The following is a 20282-nucleotide window of genomic DNA, read 5'->3' as shown; positions in this document are numbered from 1 at the left end:
TTTGTTTCAGGACATTTAGATTTAAGCAAAAAAACAGGAGCTTCAATTGTATATGGTCCTAATGCTAAACCGGACTTCGAATTCATTTCTGCAAAAGACAATCAAATTTTTGAAATTGGAGACATCAAAATAAAAGTATTACACACTCCAGGTCACACTATGGAAAGCACTACATACCTATTAATTGATGCTGAGGGAAATGACCATGCTATTTTTTCTGGAGACACCTTATTTTTAGGGGATGTAGGTCGTCCCGATTTGGCACAAAAAGCAGCTCACATGACACAGGAGCAATTAGCAGGATTGTTGTTTCATTCCTTAAGAGATAAAATAATGCCATTAGCAGATGAAGTAATTGTTTATCCAGCGCATGGTGCAGGTTCGGCTTGTGGAAAAAATATGAGTAAAGAAACGGTAGGAACTATTGGTGAACAAAAAGCGACCAACTATGCATTACGTGCTAATATGACCGAAGCGGAATTTATTGCTGAAGTTACCGATGGTCTATTGCCACCTCCAGCCTATTTTGGTATGAATGTAGCCATGAATAAAAGTGGAATTGAAAGTTTTGAGACTGTTTTCAATCAAGGTATGAAAGCTATCAATGCAACCGAATTTGAAGTTGTTGCTGAAGAAACGGGAGCGTTAATTTTAGATACTCGAAATAATGTCGATTTTGCAAAAGGATATATTCCTCAATCAATAAACATTGGTATAAATGGAGACTTTGCCCCTTGGGTTGGTGCTTTAATTGGCGATGTAAAACAACCCATTTTATTAGTAACCGATTTAGGTATGGAAGAAGAAACGGTAACACGATTAACTCGTGTTGGTTTTGATAACTTAATAGGGCACTTAAAATATGGTTTTCGAGCTTGGGTAGATGCAGGTTACGATGTTGATACAGTAAACAGGATTACTGCTGAGCAGTTTGCTAATGAAGTAAAAATTGGCGAAAACAAAGTTATTGACGTTAGAAAAGAAAGTGAATACGAAGCAGAACATGTAGAAGATGCTTACAGTAGACCATTAGCTGCAATAAATGAATGGATAAAAGATATAAATCCAGAAGAACATTTTTTTATGCATTGTGCAGGTGGTTATCGATCTATGATGGCAGCATCAATATTACAGGCTCGTGGATATAGAAATTTCTCTGAAATTGAAGGTGGTTTCAATGCCATTGCAAAAACAAATGTTTCAAAAACAGATTTTGTTTGTCAAAGTAAAGTGTTAAAAGTTAAATAAGTAAAAAATTAAAATAGAAAAATATGGGGATTTTTGGAAATATATTTGGTGATAATAGTAACAAAGAGAATTTAGCAACATTGGTTAATGACGGAGCATTCTTGGTAGATGTCCGAACTCCTGGAGAATTTGCGGAAGGCAATGTAAAAGGATCTGTAAATATTCCGTTAGATCAAGTGCAAAATCAATTGGCAAAATTTAAAGCTAAAGAAAATATAGTTGTTTTTTGCCGAAGTGGAAATCGAAGCGGTCAAGCCAAATCAATTTTAGAACAAAACGGATTTAGTAATGTTACCAATGGTGGCACTTGGCAAGATATCTTATCGCTATTAAAATAAATGAATTATTAGTTATTCCCATTATTTTAATAATTGGAATTGACAATGATTTAAAATATAAAAATCAATTATTGAGAACAAAAACTTATAAATGTTTATCAATTTAAAAATATGAGTGAAGAAAAATGTTGTGTAGTTACCTGCGATTTACCGCTTGACCAAAACTATTGGGACAATCAATACAAAGCCAATGCAACTGGTTGGGATTTGGGACAAGTGTCACCACCAATTAAAACGTATATCGATACCATCGAAAATAAAGATGCTAAAATTCTTATTCCGGGTTGTGGCAATACCTACGAAGCAGAATATTTGTTACAACTTGGTTTTACAAATGTTACAGTAATTGACATTGCACCAACATTAGTGGAAAATCTAAAGCAGAAATTCGAAAACAATAATAACATTTCAATTATTTTAGGTGATTTTTTTGAGCATCAAAGTCAATACGATTACATAATTGAGCAAACCTTTTTCTGTGCTTTACCACCAACAATGCGACAAAAATACGTTTGGAAAATGCACCAGCTTTTATCAGATAGTGGAAAATTAATAGGGTTGCTTTTCAATCGAGAGTTTGAAGTTAGTCCGCCATTTGGAGGAAGTTTAGAAGAATACGAACAATTATTTTATGAAGCATTTTCTTTCAATTCCATTTCAATAGCAGAAAATTCTATTCCTTCAAGAGCCAACACCGAATTGTTTTTTGAGTTTCAAAAAAACGAACTCAATCAAGTTACTTTATATCATTTTGAAGGTATCACTTGTAGTGGTTGTATGGATACAGTTTCAAAGAAATTTTTAGAAATCGATGGTGTATTAAACGTAAGTATGAATTCTAATTTTTCAGAAATAATTATTGTTAGTAAAACAGAAATTGATGTAAAAATATTGCAAGAAATAGTTTCTTACGATGAAAAATATAAAATAGTAAAATCGAAATAACACTTAAAATAAAAATCAAAAATAAAAAGATAAAACCTATGGAAATTATAGAATTCATCAAACAACCTTGGGCTTGGTATATTGCTGGTCCATTAGTAGGTCTTACTGTACCAGCATTATTAATTTTAGGAAACAAGAATTTTGGTATTAGTGCCAATTTACGTCATGCTTGTGCCGCATGTTTACCAGCAAATATTTCATTCTTTAATTATAATTGGAAAAAAGAAATTTGGAATATGTTTTTTATTGGCGGCGTTTTATTAGGAGGTATAATTGCTTTTAACCTTTTATCCAATCCCAATCCATTGATCATCAATGCTGATTTAAGAAGAGAATTAGCAACCTATGGTATTACGAATATTGACGGAATGTTACCCTCAGAAATATTCTCTTGGGAAAATCTATTTACAATAAAAGGATTTTTTATGATGGTTGTAGGTGGTTTTATGATCGGTTTTGGCTCTCGTTATGCAGGTGGCTGTACTAGCGGACATTCCATTTCGGGATTATCAAATTTACAATTACCCTCATTAATTGCCACTTGTTGCTTTTTCATAGGTGGTTTAATCATGGCAAATATTATTCTTCCTTACCTACTTTCAATTTAAAAAATAAATTATGAACAATACAGAACAAAACACCGATTTTGAAACACGCTCTTTAGACACAATTTGTATCAACGAAAGTCAGTTAGAGCACAAATGGTACCATAACATTAAATACCTAATCGTAGGATTATTATTTGGGATTGTATTCATTAAAGCTGAAATTATCAGTTGGTACCGAATTCAAGAAATGTTTCGCTTTCAATCGTTTCATATGTATGGTGTAATTGGAAGCGCGGTAGTGGTTGGTGCGATTTCAGTTTTTTTAATTAAAAAATTTAATGTCAAAACCATTTATGGCGAGAAAATAGAATTTCACGATAAAAAATTCAACAAAGGACAAATTATCGGCGGACTAATTTTTGGTTTAGGTTGGGCTATAACCGGAGCATGTCCAGGTCCGCTTTTTGCTCAAATTGGAACCGGAGTAACCGTAATGATTGTTACTTTATTCTTTGCTATTGTTGGAACGTGGGTATATGGCTATTTCAGAGATAAATTACCTCATTAATCGAACTTAAAATAAATAATGAAAATAAACACCATAATTTTATTAGTGTGTGTAACCTTTTTTGTGCCAAAAATAGTTGCCCAAGGGCATACAAATAGCTGGTTAAGAACTACATTAAGCATTCCTGTAACTGAAAAAATAAAAACGGATTTAGAATTTCAACACCGCAGACAAAATGATTTTGAAAGTGACAATCTATTCGATAAAAACTTAATGTACACTTTTAGAACTTGGGTGTATTATAAACAAAATAAGGATGTAGTTTATGCTATTTCACCTTTTGCTTATTTTTCAAACTATAATATAATCAAAAAAGAAAGCGATGGATTTACAGCTCCAATTAACGAATACCGCTTTACAGCATCACTTGAAATTCAACACCAATTAGCAACAAAATTATTTGTTGTAGATAGAACTGCATTGGAATATAGAGTTTTTGAAGGTTCAGTAGAAAATACCACACGATTGCGAAATAGACTGGCTTTAAGGTATGATTGTAATTCAAATTATAATATAGCATTTGGAGATGAAATATTAATGAATTCATCTGGAACTGATGCACAACATATTTTTGATCACAATCGAATATTCACCAATTTATCTTATAAACCAAATTCAGATTTTAAGTTTGATATAGGGTATATATACATTTCAAGGTTAACAAAAAGTAATATTGATTTGATAGATGAAAATAATTTTTATTTAAATTTTACCTTTTCTATTTAGTAAGTTGATTTAAATTAAAACTGGACTTATAAAAAAGCCTCTAGATTTCTCTAGAGGCTTTTGGTTCAACAATGTGAACCCTATTGACTTATTTTCAAACCAAATGTTAGAATTTCTAACTCATTTTGTTGAAAATATGCCTTAATAAAAAATTTGAACTATCTTATTTGTAAAATAATAATTTAATTATTCTCAAGATGAATTGTTTCTCCTTCACTTTTTGATATTACAATCGTTGCAACCCCATTACCAATAAAGTTAGTTATAGCTCTTGCTTCGCTCATAAATTTATCGACACCCAATAAAAATGCTAACCCTTCTAAAGGTATTTTATGGATTGCCGTAAGAGTTGATGCCAAAACTATAAAACCACTTCCAGTGACTCCGGCGGCCCCTTTAGAGGTAATCATTAATAGTCCAATAATGGTGAAAATTTCACCCCATGAAAGTTGAACATTGTACAATTGAGCTAAAAAAATTATCGCCATTGAAAGATAAATAGAGGTTCCATCTAGGTTAAAGGAATATCCAGTTGGAACAACAAGTCCCACAACAGATTTGCTACAACCAATTTTTTCTAATTTATCCATTAAATTGGGTAATGCCGCTTCTGAAGAAGATGTTCCAAGAACAATAAGCAACTCCTCTTTAATGTATTTTATAAAATGCCAAATGTTTATTTTATAATATTTTAATATTCCTCCTAATACAAGAAATATAAAAATAAACATAGTTACATAAACCGTAAGCATCAATTTACCAAGTGGAATTAAGGTGTGCAATCCAAATTTTCCAACTGTATATGCCATTCCTCCAAATGCACCAATTGGAGCAAGATACATGACATATTTTAGGGCTTTAAAAACAACCTTAGAACAATTATATAAAAAAGCAACTATTTGCTCTCTTTTACCATGATAGTTCAACAGTATTCCAACTATAATTGCAACAAATAATACTTGAAGTGTTGCATTGTTCATGAAAAATGAAACCCAATTAAACCCTTCACTTGAACTTTGAGTATATTTACTAGCGTCTTGAATGTCTAAACCTGACTTGTCGATTTTTCCAGGTTGAGCCAAATAGCCAACTAAAATTCCAATGGCTAATGCTAATGTTGAAACTACTTCAAAATAGAGTAATGATTTAACTCCAATTCTGCCCACTTTTTTTAAATCGCCCATTCCTCCTATTCCTAATACAATAGTTAGAAATATAATTGGAATAATAAAGAGTTTGATGATACTAATAAATCCATCGCCCACCACCTTCATTTGGACTCCATTATCTGGAAAATAATGTCCAACAAAAATACCTAACAAAATTGCAATTAAAACCCAAAAGGTCAAATTTGAAATAATAGAAAAGAAAATCTTATTCGCTTTTGATGCAATCTTCATTTATTGTGAGGTTTATTATTAAAAAACTAATTGAAAACTAAATTGGGCAATTAAGGTGTTTACTTTTTCATTCACGTTCGTAGTAGCATTAAATTGTTCCTTATTTAGCGCAGTAACTGAGGACTGAACTTTTAAATTGTTACCTTTTATGTATTTTGTAATCCCCAAAGTAAAAGCATCTTGATTTGCTAGTAAAGAAGAAGTTTTATTAAATTCTTTAGTTAATTTTTCAAATTTAAAATCCAGTGAAAGACCTGATTTAGAAACGTAACCGCCTTGAATATTAAACCCATTTCCTAGAACCAAATAGTTGCTAATTTCCGTCATATACAATGGTACCGTAGCTGTAGAATTTATAAAAGTACCTTCAAGAGATGCAGCTGATGTATTTACATATTCCCCTAATAATGAAAACCCTCTATATTTAATTAAAATATCACCATATGATTTTCTTAAATCGGGCAACTTTTGTTTAAAAGTACTATCGTAAAAAACAAAGTCACCATGACCTTCTCCTACTCTATTACTAGCACCGTTGTTAAAACTAAAAGCCGCACCAGCAAGAATTTTAATTTTATCTTCGTGTAATAAATCTGCAATATATCCGTCATTACCTGGTTTAAAATTACCTAAAGGAAGTACATCAATTCGACCACCGTATTTAAAACCACCTTTATCAACATCAATTGAATTATCACCAAAAGAATTGACACCATCCCCGGAGGTAATTGCAAATTTTGGTTTTATAATAAAAGATTTAACAACCAATTGACTTTCTAAAAACATCCCAAATTCTCTACCTGTATTACTGAACTCAGAACTAAAAATTCCGCGATCAGCAAATTGAAGTTTATCTTCATAAAAAGTCATTTCTCTATTGTTAGTAAATGTTTGTTTTTGTCCAAAACTAATTTTAATGTTTTGAGTTGGAGTATAGGCGATCCATGCATCCAAAAGGGGTTTTCCGTTGCTAAAATTATTTTGCAATAAGAAAGAAACTTTCTCTTTGTACATACTCCCTGAAAAAGACAAAAAAGCATTTCTTGCATTCATATAATTTCTAGCAACAACTCCATCTGTTTTTTCATATTTAATAGCACTTTGAATAAATCCACTTATATTGAATTTATAATCACCATCATTAACATTAAAACCTAAGCCGTCACCCAACTGGAATTCTTTTGAATCCGTTTTGATTTCAATTTGAGCTGAACAGGCAAATCCTATAAACATTACTAATGCCGAAGCAATTGCATTTAATTTCATTTTTGTATTATATTTTTTCATTGGTTAAGTATCTATAAATTGGTAATTCTTGATTTTTTTTAACTTTTAGAGTTTCAAATTTGACAAATCCATTTTCACTTTCTGGTTCCAAAACCTCTGTTGCCATCTTTGAATTTTTTTGATCCAAATAGACAATAAAAGTCCCTTTTGGAAATGATTTTTCTATATTGGTAATACTTGTCTCCGCTTTCTGGGAATTATATCCTTCCTCTTCATCTGGATTAATGTATATTGATGAAATGGTATAAGATTCTACTTTTATTTTTTTATCTTCAGTAAGTTCTTCAACCTTTAATCCTAAAATAATTAATTTATCAACAAGGATTTTTTGCTCCGGAAGTATCAAATAGGCAAACGGTCTTTTTCTTTCTAAAACTGGTGTGCATTTTAAAGCATTATTGACCTTGACCTCCAAAGAAATTTCTGAATTATCTTTTAAACTAATTGCCCTAATGGTTTGTTTTTCTTGTGGCTTATTCGCAACAACAACTAGATTATCCGGTTTTGAATTGTTAGAAATTTTTAGTACTTCTTTTATATTCAAAGTATCGTCATAAACTGTTTTTAGAAAGGAAGTAGCAATTAAAAAAGTAGTTTTAATTCTTCTTTTGAAAGATGTTTTTTGAAGGTTCACACCCCGAATTTCTATTAATGAAGAAATACAATTGGTTAATGCATAAGATGTAGTACTAGATCTTGCTTCTGTGGTACATTGATTAAAATGAACTTCATTATTTTGCTTTACACTAGCGATGTAATCTCTATAAATAAAATGATTAGACTCTAATACTTTTTTTGCATTTTCAACAAAAACATCCTTAGTGTAATCTCTTAAATTTTGAGGAAGATTTAAATTCCCAGAATACATAAACATCGCATCATATATGGAGCTAATCCCATCAGTTCCAAGCAATCCAAATTCTTTTCTAAAGGGACGGTATTCATGAAAATCAACTGCTACTTCAGCCCCAAAATTACTAAATGCTTTTTTCAAGAAATTACTTTCTTTACAAATCAATTTTACTTGGTCTCTATTTAAATCCAATCCATTCGCAGCATAACGATCGAGTTTTTCATAACCATCTATATTCGCCATTGGAACAATTGAAAGGGTTATTTTATCTAATAAATAAGTATATTTAGGATCGTTTAATATTTTATCTATTAGGAAAAGCATGGTTTCAGTTCCGGCAGGTTCATCACCATGAAGACCTCCTTGAAACCAAACTTTAATTTTTTCGTTCCCATTGTTTTTATTCAAAATAACCATTGGTATTTTCTTATTCTTTTGGCTTTCACCAATAAAGGATAGAGAAATTTCTTTTGGATGTTCTGCAACCAACTTATTTAGATACAACATCATATCGTCATAATTGGTGAATCCCTTTTTTGAGAATGATGGAGTATGAATATCCAATTCGGAATCAGGAAAAAACTTTTTTGTTATTTCATCATTTTGCGGATTGAATTGTCCAAACATTGGAAAAACAATCAGATTTAATAAAACCAATAATTTAATTTTATCTATCATACTGTTAAAATGAAAAAGTTGTAATTAATCTGGTTAAGAATTCATTTCCATTTATCAAATTTCCATTGATATCATTAGATCCTGGTTTGGCATTAATATAGGTGCAATCCAATTGAATTTTAGCTCCATAATTTCGTGCCAAATATTTCGTAATTCCGAGGGTATAAAAATCAGAACGATTGTAAAAAGTTCCATTATTTAAAAAAGAATTAGTTTCAGGTTTCAAAAAGGCAACTCGACCATCAATGGAAAAAAGATTTTTAAAAACGTATCCGCTTTGTAAATTATATCCTTCACCAACCATCATTCTACCTTTAACATAACTATCCACATCTTGTATTCCATTAACAGTAAATACTGTAGAAGTGGTGCCATCTACACGAACCCTTTGAGTAATTCCGCTAGGTACTCTAGCAGAAGCATTTATATATTCTCCTAAAAGTGAAAAACCTCTATATTTAAATAAAAAATCAATACCATATTTCATATAATCGGGCAACAATTCATTATTCTGATTGTCTAAATACAATATGGTTCCACTTTCACTTCCTCTTCTATCGCTAATTCCAATATTATAACTGTAGTTGGCTCCAATTACAAATTTTGGGGTCAATTCTCTTTCTATATCCGCTTGACGGTATTGTCCGAAATTATTGAACAACCCAAAAGGTAAATAATCAATTCGGCCTCCATATTTAAATCCTCCATGGTCTTTACCAAAAACATTAATTCCATCTCCATTGGTAATTGCAAACTCTGGTTTTATATACGATTGTTTTGATATTTTATAAGAGGATTCTGCAAAAAATCCAAATTCACGAATTGAAGCAAAGGCACCTGATATTGGACTTCTCTCTACAAGTTGTAAAGTATTTGAACGCATTCCAAGTTCGCGATTATCAGTAAATGTTCCTTTTTGTCCAAAAGTAAGTTTTATTCGTTTAGTAAGATCATAAGCGATCCAAGCATCAAAAACCAGGCTTCCTATTGATGCGTCTCCCTCGCCACCACCAGTTAAATCAAGTTGTAAGCGATATGATATTTTTTCTTTTTTTGAACTCCCTGAAAAATTCAATCGAGCTCTTCTCATTCGCATTCTATTGTATGATGAAGAATCGTTGTTGTCTAGATATTTTTTACTATCAATGTAAGGCTGAAGATATCCAGAAATTTCCATTTTATAATTATTGTCAATTCCTGAAAATTCCAATCCCTCTCCAAATTTATATTTGTTGATTACTATTTCTTGTGCATTTGAAAGTTGTGTTACCAAAAGCAGTAAAATACTTAAAGCTAATATCTTTATAAGTTTCTTCATTTTTATAGCTGACTTTATCAAATTAATTTCTAAGATTCCAAGAGCTGTCAACTCTCAATCCATCAATAATAACATTTGGAGAATTGACATTGTCTTGTCTAAGTACTACTCTGCCTGGAAGAATATCAACTGAAGAAGTGTCTTCAATTCCAATAGTTGGAACTGATGGCTCGGTCAAATAGCTTGATGTCGTATCAAAGATATACAAACTTGTTTCATCACGACCAACGTTTCCGTTAGCATTAGTAACCGTTGAATTAACAATTTTATATTTAATAACCACCAGATAAGTTGTTCCATAATCATAAGAATTTGTGGTATATCTATTGGTTAAATTAGCAGCAAATCCAAATTTGAATTTTGCTGGATTGGTTGGGTCTTGATTAATCATTAGTTTACCTCTATAAGCGGTGTCTGCAATATCATTATTACCAAAACCAAAAAAGTATTGGTCAATACACAATGGAGAGGCAGCTGCTTTTACAAGAAAAGAAGCATATACAGTTCCTGAAGAAACTGAAGTAAACTGTAAAGAAACATCTTGCCCTATACTGGTTACACTAGCTGCATTACCTATTCCAGAACCATAATAGTTTGGAAAGGCAAGTCCAGGTGAGGTAGTTAATATTGGGTTAGTTGTACTGCTACTATGTGCAACCCATCCATTTGCTGTTAAAGCAGTTCCTGCTGCAACATCAAAATTATCTGAAGCAATATTGGAAGATGGAATATTTGCGGTAACTGTAAAAGTAGCAGTAACTGTTCCTGAAGCAAAAGTTCCAAAAGCAGCTTGAGTAGCAGTAATCGTTGAAACACCAGCTCCAACTACAGTAACTGTTGTCCCGTTGATTGTTGCTACGGCTGCATTACTACTTGAATAAGAAAAGGCGCCGCCACTATTTGAGGTAGGTGGAGTCAATTGAAATGGTAGACTTCCAGTCATTTTTGATGGAATTGTGAAAGAGCCAATAGTTGGTGGTTCTAATTGAGAAACAGTGAATGTTGCAGTAACCGATCCTATACCGTACCCAGCATCTGCAGCCTGAGTAGCAGTTATTGTAGTAGTTCCAATTCCAACAACCGTTACAGTTGTTCCGCTTATTGTTGCAATTGAAGGATCTGCACTAGTATAGGTGAATGCACCTGCACTATTAGATGTTGGTGGTGTAAGCAAAAAAGGTAAACTACCCATTTGCTTTGAAGGCACAGTAAATGTTCCTATTGTGGGTGGAAATGGACTTACATCTTCGGTCGTACACGATAGTATACATGATAGTAAAAATAAAAAAGAAAAAGATACTAATGTTTTATTAAAAATTTTCATTGTTATTGAAGATTAAGGGGTAATTAATAATTTACTTTTTTAATAATTAATTAATTTATATGTAACTATTAAAAAAACAAATATATATAAATAATTAACATATAATAATTTTTTGTAATCTTGTAATTAGATATTACCACCAACCACAAAAAAAATAGTAGTTTCATGAAAAATCACCTACTCAAAATAATACTGTTTTCGTTCTTTATTTTAATTTCTTGTTCGAAAGATAATGTCGTTAGTAATCAGGAAAACTTATTAAATTCGGGCTCAAACCAATTTGTATTCACTTATTCAGGTTTGCCTCAAAAACCAATAAATGTTTTTTATAATATTCCGGCTGGTAATCGAAACAATATGCCAATAGTTATCGTTTTTCATGGTGATGAAAGAAATGCTAGCGAATATCGCGATATTTGGGTAAATGCCTCCAATCAATATGGGTTTATGGTATTTGCACCTGAATTTAATAGTATAAATTTTCCTGGGGGTAGTTCCTATATAATTGGAAATGTCTATCAAGACGGTAATTTCCCAACTGCGCAAACACTAAACAATGAGAGTGTATGGACCTTTTCAATGATTGAACCACTTTTTGATTTTATTAAAGTCAATTCTGGAAGCGAGTCAAATACCTATGATATGTTTGGTCATTCTGGCGGAGGTCAATTTGTCCATCGATTCGTTTTACTTAAACCAAATGCTAGGTACAATAGAGCAATCGCAGCAAATAGTGGTTGGTATACTGTTCCAGATGGGGTTGCTAATTTTCCTTACGGAATTATGAATTGCCCAATTACTGCTATAAATCCAAATAATTATTTTAAAAGAAAATTATTTATATCAGTAGGTAGTTTAGATAATAATGGTTCCGATTCATCACTTCGTCACAATACTGAGAGCGATTTACAGGGATTGAACAGACTTGCTCGTGCCAACTATTTCTTTTCTAAAAGTAGAACTTATGCCATTTCAGTCGGAGCAACATTCAATTGGCAATTTCATACCGTTGCCAATTCAGGTCATGATGCAGTGCAAATGTCTAATGATGCTGTTAATTTGCTTTATTAAAAATAAAAAGAGAACTATAATTTACATTTAATAAATGTATTTTTTTGTTAAATTAATAATTATTAGATAATTAGTTAATTTTTATTATTTTTACAATTAATTATAAAAATTTTTAAATTATGAAAAAACTTTACACACTATTGGCTTTAATTTACTTCGGATTTACTTTCGGTCAAGTTAATTATTTAGTTGAACATTTTAATTATGCTGCAGCTGCACCATTAACAAGTAATGGCTGGACTGTTCATAGTGGAAATACAAACCCTATTTTAGTAAGTGCGACAGGATTAAATTTTTCTGGTTATATTGGAAGTGGAGTTGGAAACGCTGCTTTAGTTAATAATACAGGTGAAGACTTAAATAAACCTTTTGGCGCAGATTTAAATTCAGGAAGTGTTTATGCCTCTTTTTTGGTATCTGTAACTGCAACCACACCATTAGTTTACTTTTTTCACCTTGGATATTATGCTAATACAACCACACCTGTTTATACTGCTTTAAACTCTGCTTTTAGAGCAAGAACCTACATAGCCCCAGGAACCGATCCAGCTACGCAATTTAAATTAGGTTTAGCATTTAATGCAACAACTACTCAAGGTGAAACTTCAAATTTAACTATTGGTCAAACTTATCTAGTAGTTGTAAAATATAAATTTGTAACTGGTGATTTTAATGATGAAGTTAGTTTATTTGTATACTCTACTGGTGATGCTATACCAACAACTGAGCCTGCAACACCAACATTAGGGCCATTTACAAATACAACCTCAGGAACTCCTGCTGCTCCAACTGCGGATGCTCCAGTATTACAAGCAGTAGCATTAAGACAAGCCGACGCTACGCAAAGAATTACGGTTGATGGCATAGTTGTAAGAACAGTTTGGGATCTTGTAAATGCTGGAACAGCATTAAATACCGATGATTTTGAATTGTCTCCGATCAGTTTGTTCCCAAATCCCGCTCTAAATGTCTTAAACGTAAATATAAACTCTAATCTAATAAATCAGGCTTATACAATAATTGACAGTTTAGGTAGAGTGGTTTTAAATGGCAAATTAAATGATGTTGAAAACACCATAAATGTAGAACAATTATCAAAAGGCATTTATTACCTTAAGATATCAGAAAATAAATCATATAAATTTATTAAGAAATAATTAGTTAATACTAATTAACTTTTTTAAGCCATTCAGACATGAATGGCTTTTTTTTTAAAAATAATATAATTTACACTATTTAAAATACAACAATAAAAAAAAGCCTCTAGATTTCTCTAGAGGCTTTTGGTTCAACAATGTGAACGCAGAAGGATTCGAACCTTCGACCGCCTGCTTAGAAGGCAGGTGCTCTATCCAGCTGAGCTATGCGTCCATTTGTCGGGGTGGCAGGATTCGAACCTGCGGCCTCCTGCTCCCAAAGCAGGCGCGATAACCGAGCTACGCTACACCCCGTATATTAATCTTTGCGGAGAGTAAGGGATTCGAACCCTTGGTACAGTTTCCCATACGCATGTTTAGCAAACATGTCCTTTCGGCCACTCAGGCAACTCTCCTTAGAAGATTTCTCTTCTCTTAAAGCGGATGCAAATGTAACGTACTAATCTATATTTTACAAATAAATACTCGGATTTTTTAAATGTTTTTTATAAGTGCAATTAAAATCATTAACAATCAAGTTAATAGCCTAATTATATTATACAAATTGATTTCATTTTACTTGACTTAGTGTGATGTTATTGTAAAATAAATTAAAATGTGTTTATAATATTCTAGTATTTGTAATTTACTATTAACCCAAAATGATTAAATTCGCAGTCTAAAACTAACACTAATGACGCATAAAAAAGTAGTAATTGTTTCCGCAGTAAGAACTCCAATAGGTAGTTTCATGGGCGGATTATCAACAGTAACCGCACCACAACTTGGTGCCGCAGCAATAAAAGGTGCATTAAATAAGATCAATTTAAGCCCTGAATTAATTGATGAGGTAATAATGGGAAATGTAGTTCAAGCAGGAGTTGGTCAAGCACCAGCGCGTCAAGCGGCTTTATTAGCTGGACTTCCTACAAAAACCATAGCAACTACAGTCAATAAAGTATGTGCTTCAGGTATGAAAGCAGTAATGCAAGGCGCACAAGCAATTATGGCTGGTGATGCTGATATAATTGTTGCTGGAGGGATGGAAAATATGAGTTTAATTCCTCACTATTTACATTTAAGAAATGGATATAAATTTGGACCAGCCAATATGATTGACGGAATGCAAAAAGACGGATTGTCTGATGCATACGATAACTCAGCTATGGGGGTTTCTGCCGATTTATGTGCAACCGAATATAAAATTTCTCGTGAAGAACAAGACGCTTTTGCAATTCAATCGTATGATCGTTCAGCTAAAGCTTGGGAATCAGGGAAATTTGATTCAGAAATTGTCCCTGTTTCTGTTCCACAAAGACGTGGTGAACCAATAATTATTGACAAAGACGAAGAATATACCAATGTCAAATTGGACAAAATTCCAACATTAGCTCCAGCTTTTACAAAAGAAGGAACGGTAACAGCTGCAAATGCTTCTACTATAAATGATGGTGCAGCAGCACTTATTTTAATGAGTGAAGATAAAGCAATTGAATTAGGTTTAAAACCATTAGCCTATATCAAAAGTTATGCAGATGCAGCACAAGAACCTAAATGGTTTACCACTACTCCTTCCGTAGCACTACCAAAAGCATTAAAAAAAGTTGGTTTATCAGTCAATGATATTGACTTTTTTGAATTTAATGAAGCCTTTTCAGTTGTAGGCTTAGCCAATTCTAAAATTTTAGGATTGGATGCATCCAAAGTAAATGTAAACGGAGGTGCAGTATCACTAGGACATCCTCTAGGTTGTTCAGGCGCAAGAATAATTGTAACTTTGATTAGTGTTTTAGCCCAAAATAATGCAAAAATTGGTGCTGCAGCAATTTGTAATGGCGGTGGAGGAGCTTCCGCAATTGTAATTGAAAGAGAATAATTTTATATGTTTGGCATTTGTAATTTAGCGATTATTCCTTTAAGAATAGAACCTAACGACCGAAGTGAAATAGTTTCGCAAGTGTTGTTTGGCGAACATTTTGAGGTATTAGAAAAGCAAAAACAATGGACCAAAATCAAATTACAATATGATGATTACGAAGGTTGGATTGACACTAAACAATTTCAACCTATTTCTAAAGAAGATTATAAAACGCTCTCTGCTCAAGAAATAGTTTTAAACGGAGATTTAATTGATTACGTTACTGCAGATAATAATTTCATGATGCCAATTCCACTTGGCGCAACTTTATCTTTTTTGGATGATTCCAATATCAATAAGTCCAATTATGATTTTGAAGGTGCAAAAGTTAGCGGAATCAAATCAAAATCGGAATTGCTAAAAACGGCGTTTATGTATTTAAACGCTCCTTACCTTTGGGGTGGAAAAACTCCTTTTGGAATTGATTGTTCTGGGTTTACGCAAATGGTTTATAAATTAAATGGTTACAAACTACTTCGCGATGCCTCGCAACAGGCTTCACAAGGAATACCATTAAGTTTTATTGAAGAAAGTGAGCCTGGAGATTTGGCTTTTTTTGATAACGACGAGGGAAATATCATTCACGTAGGAATAATTATGGAAAACAATTATATTATTCACGCAAGTGGAAAAGTTAGAATTGACCGAATTGATCATTTAGGAATTTACAACGCGGAAACCAATAGGCATACCCATAAATTAAGAGTCATTAAAAAAATTATATAAAAAAATCCCGAGCAATTTGTCGGGATTTTTTTTATAAGATATTTAGAATATTATTTCTTTAACTGCGCTTTTAAAGCTTTTGCTTCGTCAAACATTTCAATTGCATTATAAACTCCAACTAATGTTTTGATAGCTTCAACATTTTGTGGATCTAATTCAACCACCTTTTTTAAATAAGGAATAGCACTTTTATAAACATCTTCTCTTTGTTTTTTCAAAACATTATATTTTTTCATTTCAGGAGCTGAATCTCCTAATTTATTCATTTTATCAATTAGAATTTTTTCAGCATCTAACTTCAGAATAGCTAAATTTAGGTAAGCATTTATATAATTTGAATCAATTTCAATCGCTTTTAAATAATATTTTTCAGCATCTGTTAATTCTTTATTATTATAGCAAATAACACCTAAATTGAAAACTAAATCAGCATTATTTGGATTTTTCTCTAAAGCTTCTGAAATTAATTTTTTGTAAGAAACCATATCGTTTTCTTTCAAATAAATATTAGATTCAGAAATAATCAAACCAACATCTTCTGGACTTTCAACTCTCGCTTCTTTTAATGCAAGTTTTGCTTCATCAGACTTTCCTAATTCCAATAAAATTAATGCAATACTTTTGAAAATTTCCGGTCTCTTTGATGGGATTTTTTCATCACGAGGATCAGAATATAACTTTAATTTAATTTTTGATTCTCTATCGGTTTTAGCATCTGGAGTATTTCCAAAATAATCTTCTTTCTCGGTCAATATATTTTTTGCATAATACTGAGTACATTCTCCGGTGAAATTTAAAGATTTTAATTCTCCATAATATTTTAAAGCCTTCACATAATCTTTTGAATTAACAGCATAATTTGCTGCATAATACAATTTTTCAACATCCGTTTTATCCAATTCATAAATTGATGCTAATACATCAGCAGCTTCTTTCATCTTTGAATTACCTGAAAGAGCAACAGCATAACTAATTAACATTGGCTTAAATGAAGTGATCGTTTCTTGAATGTCTTTGGTATAAACTTGTTTTCCCGATTTTTTTTCATAAGCCAAGGTAGCATTCAAATTGGTTACTAACAGACTAACATTATCAACAGTAAGGTATTTAAGTATCAATCCAGGATTTTTTGCATTTTCGGGCTTAGACATAACCAGATTTAACTCCAAAACAGGCGACATCGCTTTATAAAAACTAAAATATACTTTGTCGTCTTCAGTTGAAGCGGCAATTAAAGACTCTCCATTTACTAATGTAGTTTTGTAAAGTTCCATATCGGAATCAGAAATTTTTTCTCTTCCATATATTTTCTTTAACGTTTTTAATTCATCCTTTTGTGCAAATGCAGCAGTTGAAATTAGGATTGATGATACAAGTAATAGAACTTTACTTTTCATATTTATAAATTTTAAATTAATTAATCTTCGTTTTCGTCGTCTGAGTCATCATCAGAATCTTCGTCATCGTCTTCAATAACTTCATCGTCGTCATCATCATCGTCATCTGCGACACCGTCGTCTTCAAGAACTTCTAACACTGGTTTAACTCTCTCGATTACAGCTGCTTCAATTACATTTCCATCTTCATCAACAACAACTTCTTCTGCATCATCCTTCATTACTTTAGTAACAGCAGCAATTGAATCGTTTTCTTTAATATTAATAAGTTTAACTCCTTGCGTTGCTCTACCCATTACTCTTAAATCTTCTACAGCCATTCTAATTGTTAATCCAGATTTGTTGATAATCATTAAATCATCTGAATCTGTTACTGAGTTTATAGATATCAATTTACCAGTTTTTTCTGTGATATTTAGAGTTTTTACTCCTTTTCCTCCACGATTGGTAATTCTATATTCTTCAATACTTGAACGTTTTCCATAACCATTTTCAGCAACCACAAGGATTTCACTTTCCATGTCATTTACAGATACCATTCCAATTACTTCATCAGACTCGTCTTTCAATGTAATTCCACGAACTCCAGAGGCTGTTCTTCCCATTGGACGCGTTTTTGTTTCTTCAAAACGTACCATTTTTCCTGATTTCACAGCTATCATAATTTGACTGTTTCCATCTGTTAATTGAGCTGCTAATAATTCGTCGCCTTCTTTAATAGTAATTGCCGCAACTCCGTTCACACGAGGTTTAGAATATTTATCTAATGATGTTTTCTTCACTTGACCTTTTTTAGTCACCATGATTAGGTTATGACTATTGGTGTAAACCTTATCTTTAAGATCTTGTGTACAAATAAATGCTTTTACTTTATCATCACTTTCAATGTTGATTAAGTTTTGTAAGGCACGTCCTTTTGCTGTTTTACTACCTTCAGGGATTTCATAAACTCTCATCCAGAAACATTTTCCTTTTTGAGTAAAGAACATCATGTATTGGTGATTTGATGCCACAAATAAATGCTCTAAGAAATCTTGATCTCTTGTTCCAGCACTTTTCTGTCCTACTCCACCTCTATTCTGAGTTTTGTATTCTGTTAAATTCGTACGTTTGATATAACCAGCGTGAGAAATGGTTATTACCACATTTTCATCAGCAATTAAATCCTCAATACTTACATCTCCACCTGAATATTCGATTGAAGAACGACGAGCGTCACCGTATTTATCACGAATTTCGATCAACTCTTCTTTAATTACTTCTGTTCTCAAATTAACATCTGCTAATAACGCTTTTAAATGCTCAATTAATTTCATTAATTCTTCGAATTCAGCTCTTAACTTGTCTTGTTCTAATCCTGTCAATTGACGTAAACGCATTTCAACAATTGCACGGGATTGGATATCTGAGAGATTAAATCTTTCAACTAATTTTTCTCTAGCTTCATCAGTATTTTTCGATCCACGAATTAAAGCAATTACCTCGTCAATATTATCAGAAGCTATGATTAAACCCTCTAATATGTGGGCTCTCTCTTCTGCTTTTCTTAATTCAAATTGAGTTCTACGAACCACAACATCATGACGGTGCTCAATAAAATAATGAATCATATCCTTCAAATTCAACATTTGAGGACGACCTTTTACCAAGGCGATATTATTAACACTGAAAGAAGCTTGTAATTGTGTGAATTTATATAAAGTGTTCAAAACTACATTTGGAGTAGCATCTCTCTTTAATATGTACACGATTCGCATACCATTTCTATCCGATTCGTCACGAATATTGGCAATACCATCAATTTTCTTGTCATTTACTAAATCGGCTGTTTTTTTAATCATTTCAGCCTTATTAACTTGGTATGGTATTTCAGTTATAATGATTGATTCTCTTCCATCAACTTCTTCAAAGTTAACTTTAGCTCTCATTACAATTCTACCTCTACCCGTTTTGAATGCTTCACGAACACCTTCATAACCATAAATTATACCTCCAGTTGGAAAATCTGGGGCTTTAATATGATTCATCAATTCGTCAACTTCAATATCTTCGTTATCTAAATAAGCTAAAGTTCCATTAATAACTTCCGTTAAATTGTGTGGAGGCATATTGGTAGCCATACCCACTGCAATTCCCGTAGCACCATTAATTAATAAGGTAGGTACTTTTGTAGGCATTACTTTTGGCTCATATAAAGTATCGTCAAAATTCAATTGGAAATCAACTGTTTCTTTTTCGATATCTGCCATGATTTCTTCTGAAATCTTACGCATTCTAGCCTCAGTATAACGCATCGCTGCAGGGCTATCACCATCAACAGAACCAAAGTTACCTTGACCGTCAATTAATAAATAACGCATGCTCCATTCCTGAGCCATACGAACCATCGCATCATATACAGAAGTATCTCCGTGAGGGTGATACTTTCCTAAAACTTCTCCAACAATTCTTGCGGATTTTTTATGAGCTTTATTCGAAAAAACTCCTAAATCATACATTCCATAAAGTACTCTTCGATGTACTGGTTTCAAACCGTCTCTAACATCTGGAAGTGCTCGTGATACAATTACCGACATCGAATAATCGATGTAGGCTGATTTCATTTCTTCTTCAATGTTAATAGGGATTAACTTTTCTCCGTCAGACATATTATATAGTTAAATTAAAAATTATTTTTGAATTAAAAATCTTGCTAATATAGTCTTTTTAAACCATTTTATTTACATTTTAAAGCAATAATTTTGATGATTTATTAACAAATTTTGAATGACTTTTGGTTAATAAATTTATTAGGCATTATC

General features: G+C 32.2%; 17 protein-coding genes and 3 tRNA genes. 10 read left to right on the top strand and 10 right to left on the bottom strand.

The annotated features are described in order from the left end of the window. The 6 genes from AC9UFV_RS03105 to AC9UFV_RS03080 form a co-directional block, all read left to right on the top strand. Positions 1–1248, top strand: a 1248-nt coding sequence (locus AC9UFV_RS03105) for an MBL fold metallo-hydrolase (protein WP_509572655.1), incomplete at its 5' end; no start/stop codon positions are given. A gap of 23 nt (positions 1249–1271) precedes the next feature. Further along, positions 1272–1586: a rhodanese-like domain-containing protein gene (locus AC9UFV_RS03100; protein ID WP_509572653.1), complete on the top strand. Its 315-nt coding sequence runs from the start codon at positions 1272–1274 to the stop codon at positions 1584–1586. Positions 1587–1697: 111 nt separating this feature from the next. Beyond that, positions 1698–2531, top strand: a complete 834-nt coding sequence (locus AC9UFV_RS03095) for a methyltransferase domain-containing protein (RefSeq protein ID WP_509572651.1) — start codon at positions 1698–1700, stop codon at positions 2529–2531. A gap of 44 nt (positions 2532–2575) precedes the next feature. Further along, entirely contained in the window at positions 2576–3139 is a 564-nt protein-coding gene (locus tag AC9UFV_RS03090) for a YeeE/YedE family protein (protein WP_509572661.1), read from the top strand. 10 nt (positions 3140–3149) lie between these two features. Continuing rightward, entirely contained in the window at positions 3150–3647 is a 498-nt protein-coding gene (locus AC9UFV_RS03085) for a DUF6691 family protein (RefSeq protein ID WP_509572649.1), read from the top strand. An 18-nt stretch (positions 3648–3665) separates the two neighbouring features. Further along, complete coding sequence (locus AC9UFV_RS03080; protein WP_509572647.1) at positions 3666–4373, top strand: DUF2490 domain-containing protein; 708 nt, start codon at positions 3666–3668, stop codon at positions 4371–4373. A 182-nt stretch (positions 4374–4555) separates the two neighbouring features. On the opposite strand, the gene dctA is transcribed toward AC9UFV_RS03080, so the two are convergent. The 5 genes from dctA to AC9UFV_RS03055 are packed head-to-tail and all read right to left on the bottom strand — an operon-like array spanning position 4556 to position 11233. After that, positions 4556–5773 carry a C4-dicarboxylate transporter DctA gene (gene dctA, locus AC9UFV_RS03075; RefSeq protein WP_509572645.1) on the bottom strand — a complete coding sequence of 406 codons (1218 nt, stop codon included), beginning with the start codon at positions 5771–5773 and terminating at the stop codon, positions 4556–4558. An 18-nt stretch (positions 5774–5791) separates the two neighbouring features. Next, a complete protein-coding gene (locus tag AC9UFV_RS03070) occupies positions 5792–7060 on the bottom strand; it encodes a putative porin (RefSeq protein WP_509572643.1) in 1269 nt (422 codons plus the stop codon). After that, positions 7047–8591, bottom strand: coding sequence for a M14 family zinc carboxypeptidase (locus tag AC9UFV_RS03065; protein ID WP_509572641.1), 1545 nt, complete (start codon positions 8589–8591; stop codon positions 7047–7049). Before AC9UFV_RS03065 ends, AC9UFV_RS03070 begins: the two co-directional genes overlap by 14 nt. A 4-nt stretch (positions 8592–8595) precedes the next feature. Further along, positions 8596–9909 carry a porin gene (locus tag AC9UFV_RS03060; RefSeq protein WP_509572639.1) on the bottom strand — a complete coding sequence of 438 codons (1314 nt, stop codon included), beginning with the start codon at positions 9907–9909 and terminating at the stop codon, positions 8596–8598. A 22-nt stretch (positions 9910–9931) separates the two neighbouring features. Next, positions 9932–11233, bottom strand: coding sequence for an Ig-like domain-containing protein (locus tag AC9UFV_RS03055; protein ID WP_509572637.1), 1302 nt, complete (start codon positions 11231–11233; stop codon positions 9932–9934). Between the two features lie 165 nt (positions 11234–11398). Between AC9UFV_RS03055 and AC9UFV_RS03050 the strand changes: the two genes are divergently transcribed. Further along, on the top strand, positions 11399–12304 hold the full coding sequence (locus AC9UFV_RS03050; protein ID WP_509572634.1) for a hypothetical protein: 906 nt from the start codon (positions 11399–11401) through the stop codon (positions 12302–12304). A gap of 119 nt (positions 12305–12423) precedes the next feature. Then, complete coding sequence (locus tag AC9UFV_RS03045; protein ID WP_509572632.1) at positions 12424–13461, top strand: T9SS type A sorting domain-containing protein; 1038 nt, start codon at positions 12424–12426, stop codon at positions 13459–13461. A 140-nt stretch (positions 13462–13601) separates the two neighbouring features. Here the strand turns inward: AC9UFV_RS03045 and AC9UFV_RS03040 are convergent. The 3 genes from AC9UFV_RS03040 to AC9UFV_RS03030 form a co-directional block, all read right to left on the bottom strand. After that, positions 13602–13675 (bottom strand) — tRNA-Arg (locus tag AC9UFV_RS03040). A 5-nt stretch (positions 13676–13680) separates the two neighbouring features. Further along, a tRNA-Pro gene (locus tag AC9UFV_RS03035) sits at positions 13681–13755 on the bottom strand. Between the two features lie 14 nt (positions 13756–13769). Beyond that, positions 13770–13856 (bottom strand) — tRNA-Ser (locus AC9UFV_RS03030). 278 nt (positions 13857–14134) lie between these two features. Between AC9UFV_RS03030 and AC9UFV_RS03025 the strand changes: the two genes are divergently transcribed. Together AC9UFV_RS03025 and AC9UFV_RS03020 are read left to right on the top strand one after the other, a co-directional pair. Further along, complete coding sequence (locus AC9UFV_RS03025; protein WP_509572630.1) at positions 14135–15316, top strand: acetyl-CoA C-acyltransferase; 1182 nt, start codon at positions 14135–14137, stop codon at positions 15314–15316. Between the two features lie 6 nt (positions 15317–15322). Next, positions 15323–16084 (top strand): C40 family peptidase, encoded by a 762-nt coding sequence (locus AC9UFV_RS03020; RefSeq protein ID WP_509572628.1) that lies wholly within the window; start codon positions 15323–15325, stop codon positions 16082–16084. Positions 16085–16134: 50 nt separating this feature from the next. On the opposite strand, the gene AC9UFV_RS03015 is transcribed toward AC9UFV_RS03020, so the two are convergent. Then, a complete protein-coding gene (locus tag AC9UFV_RS03015; protein WP_509572625.1) occupies positions 16135–17481 on the bottom strand; it encodes a tetratricopeptide repeat protein in 1347 nt (448 codons plus the stop codon). 20 nt (positions 17482–17501) lie between these two features. Further along, positions 17502–20129, bottom strand: coding sequence for a DNA gyrase subunit A (gene gyrA, locus AC9UFV_RS03010; RefSeq protein WP_509572623.1), 2628 nt, complete (start codon positions 20127–20129; stop codon positions 17502–17504). Positions 20130–20282 lie beyond the last annotated feature (153 nt).

This window comes from Flavobacterium sp. (assembly GCF_044349645.1).
Lineage (GTDB): Bacteria > Bacteroidota > Bacteroidia > Flavobacteriales > Flavobacteriaceae > Flavobacterium.
The sequence above is the reverse complement of the archived record's forward strand: the minus strand, read 5'-3'. Positions and strand labels throughout refer to the sequence as shown.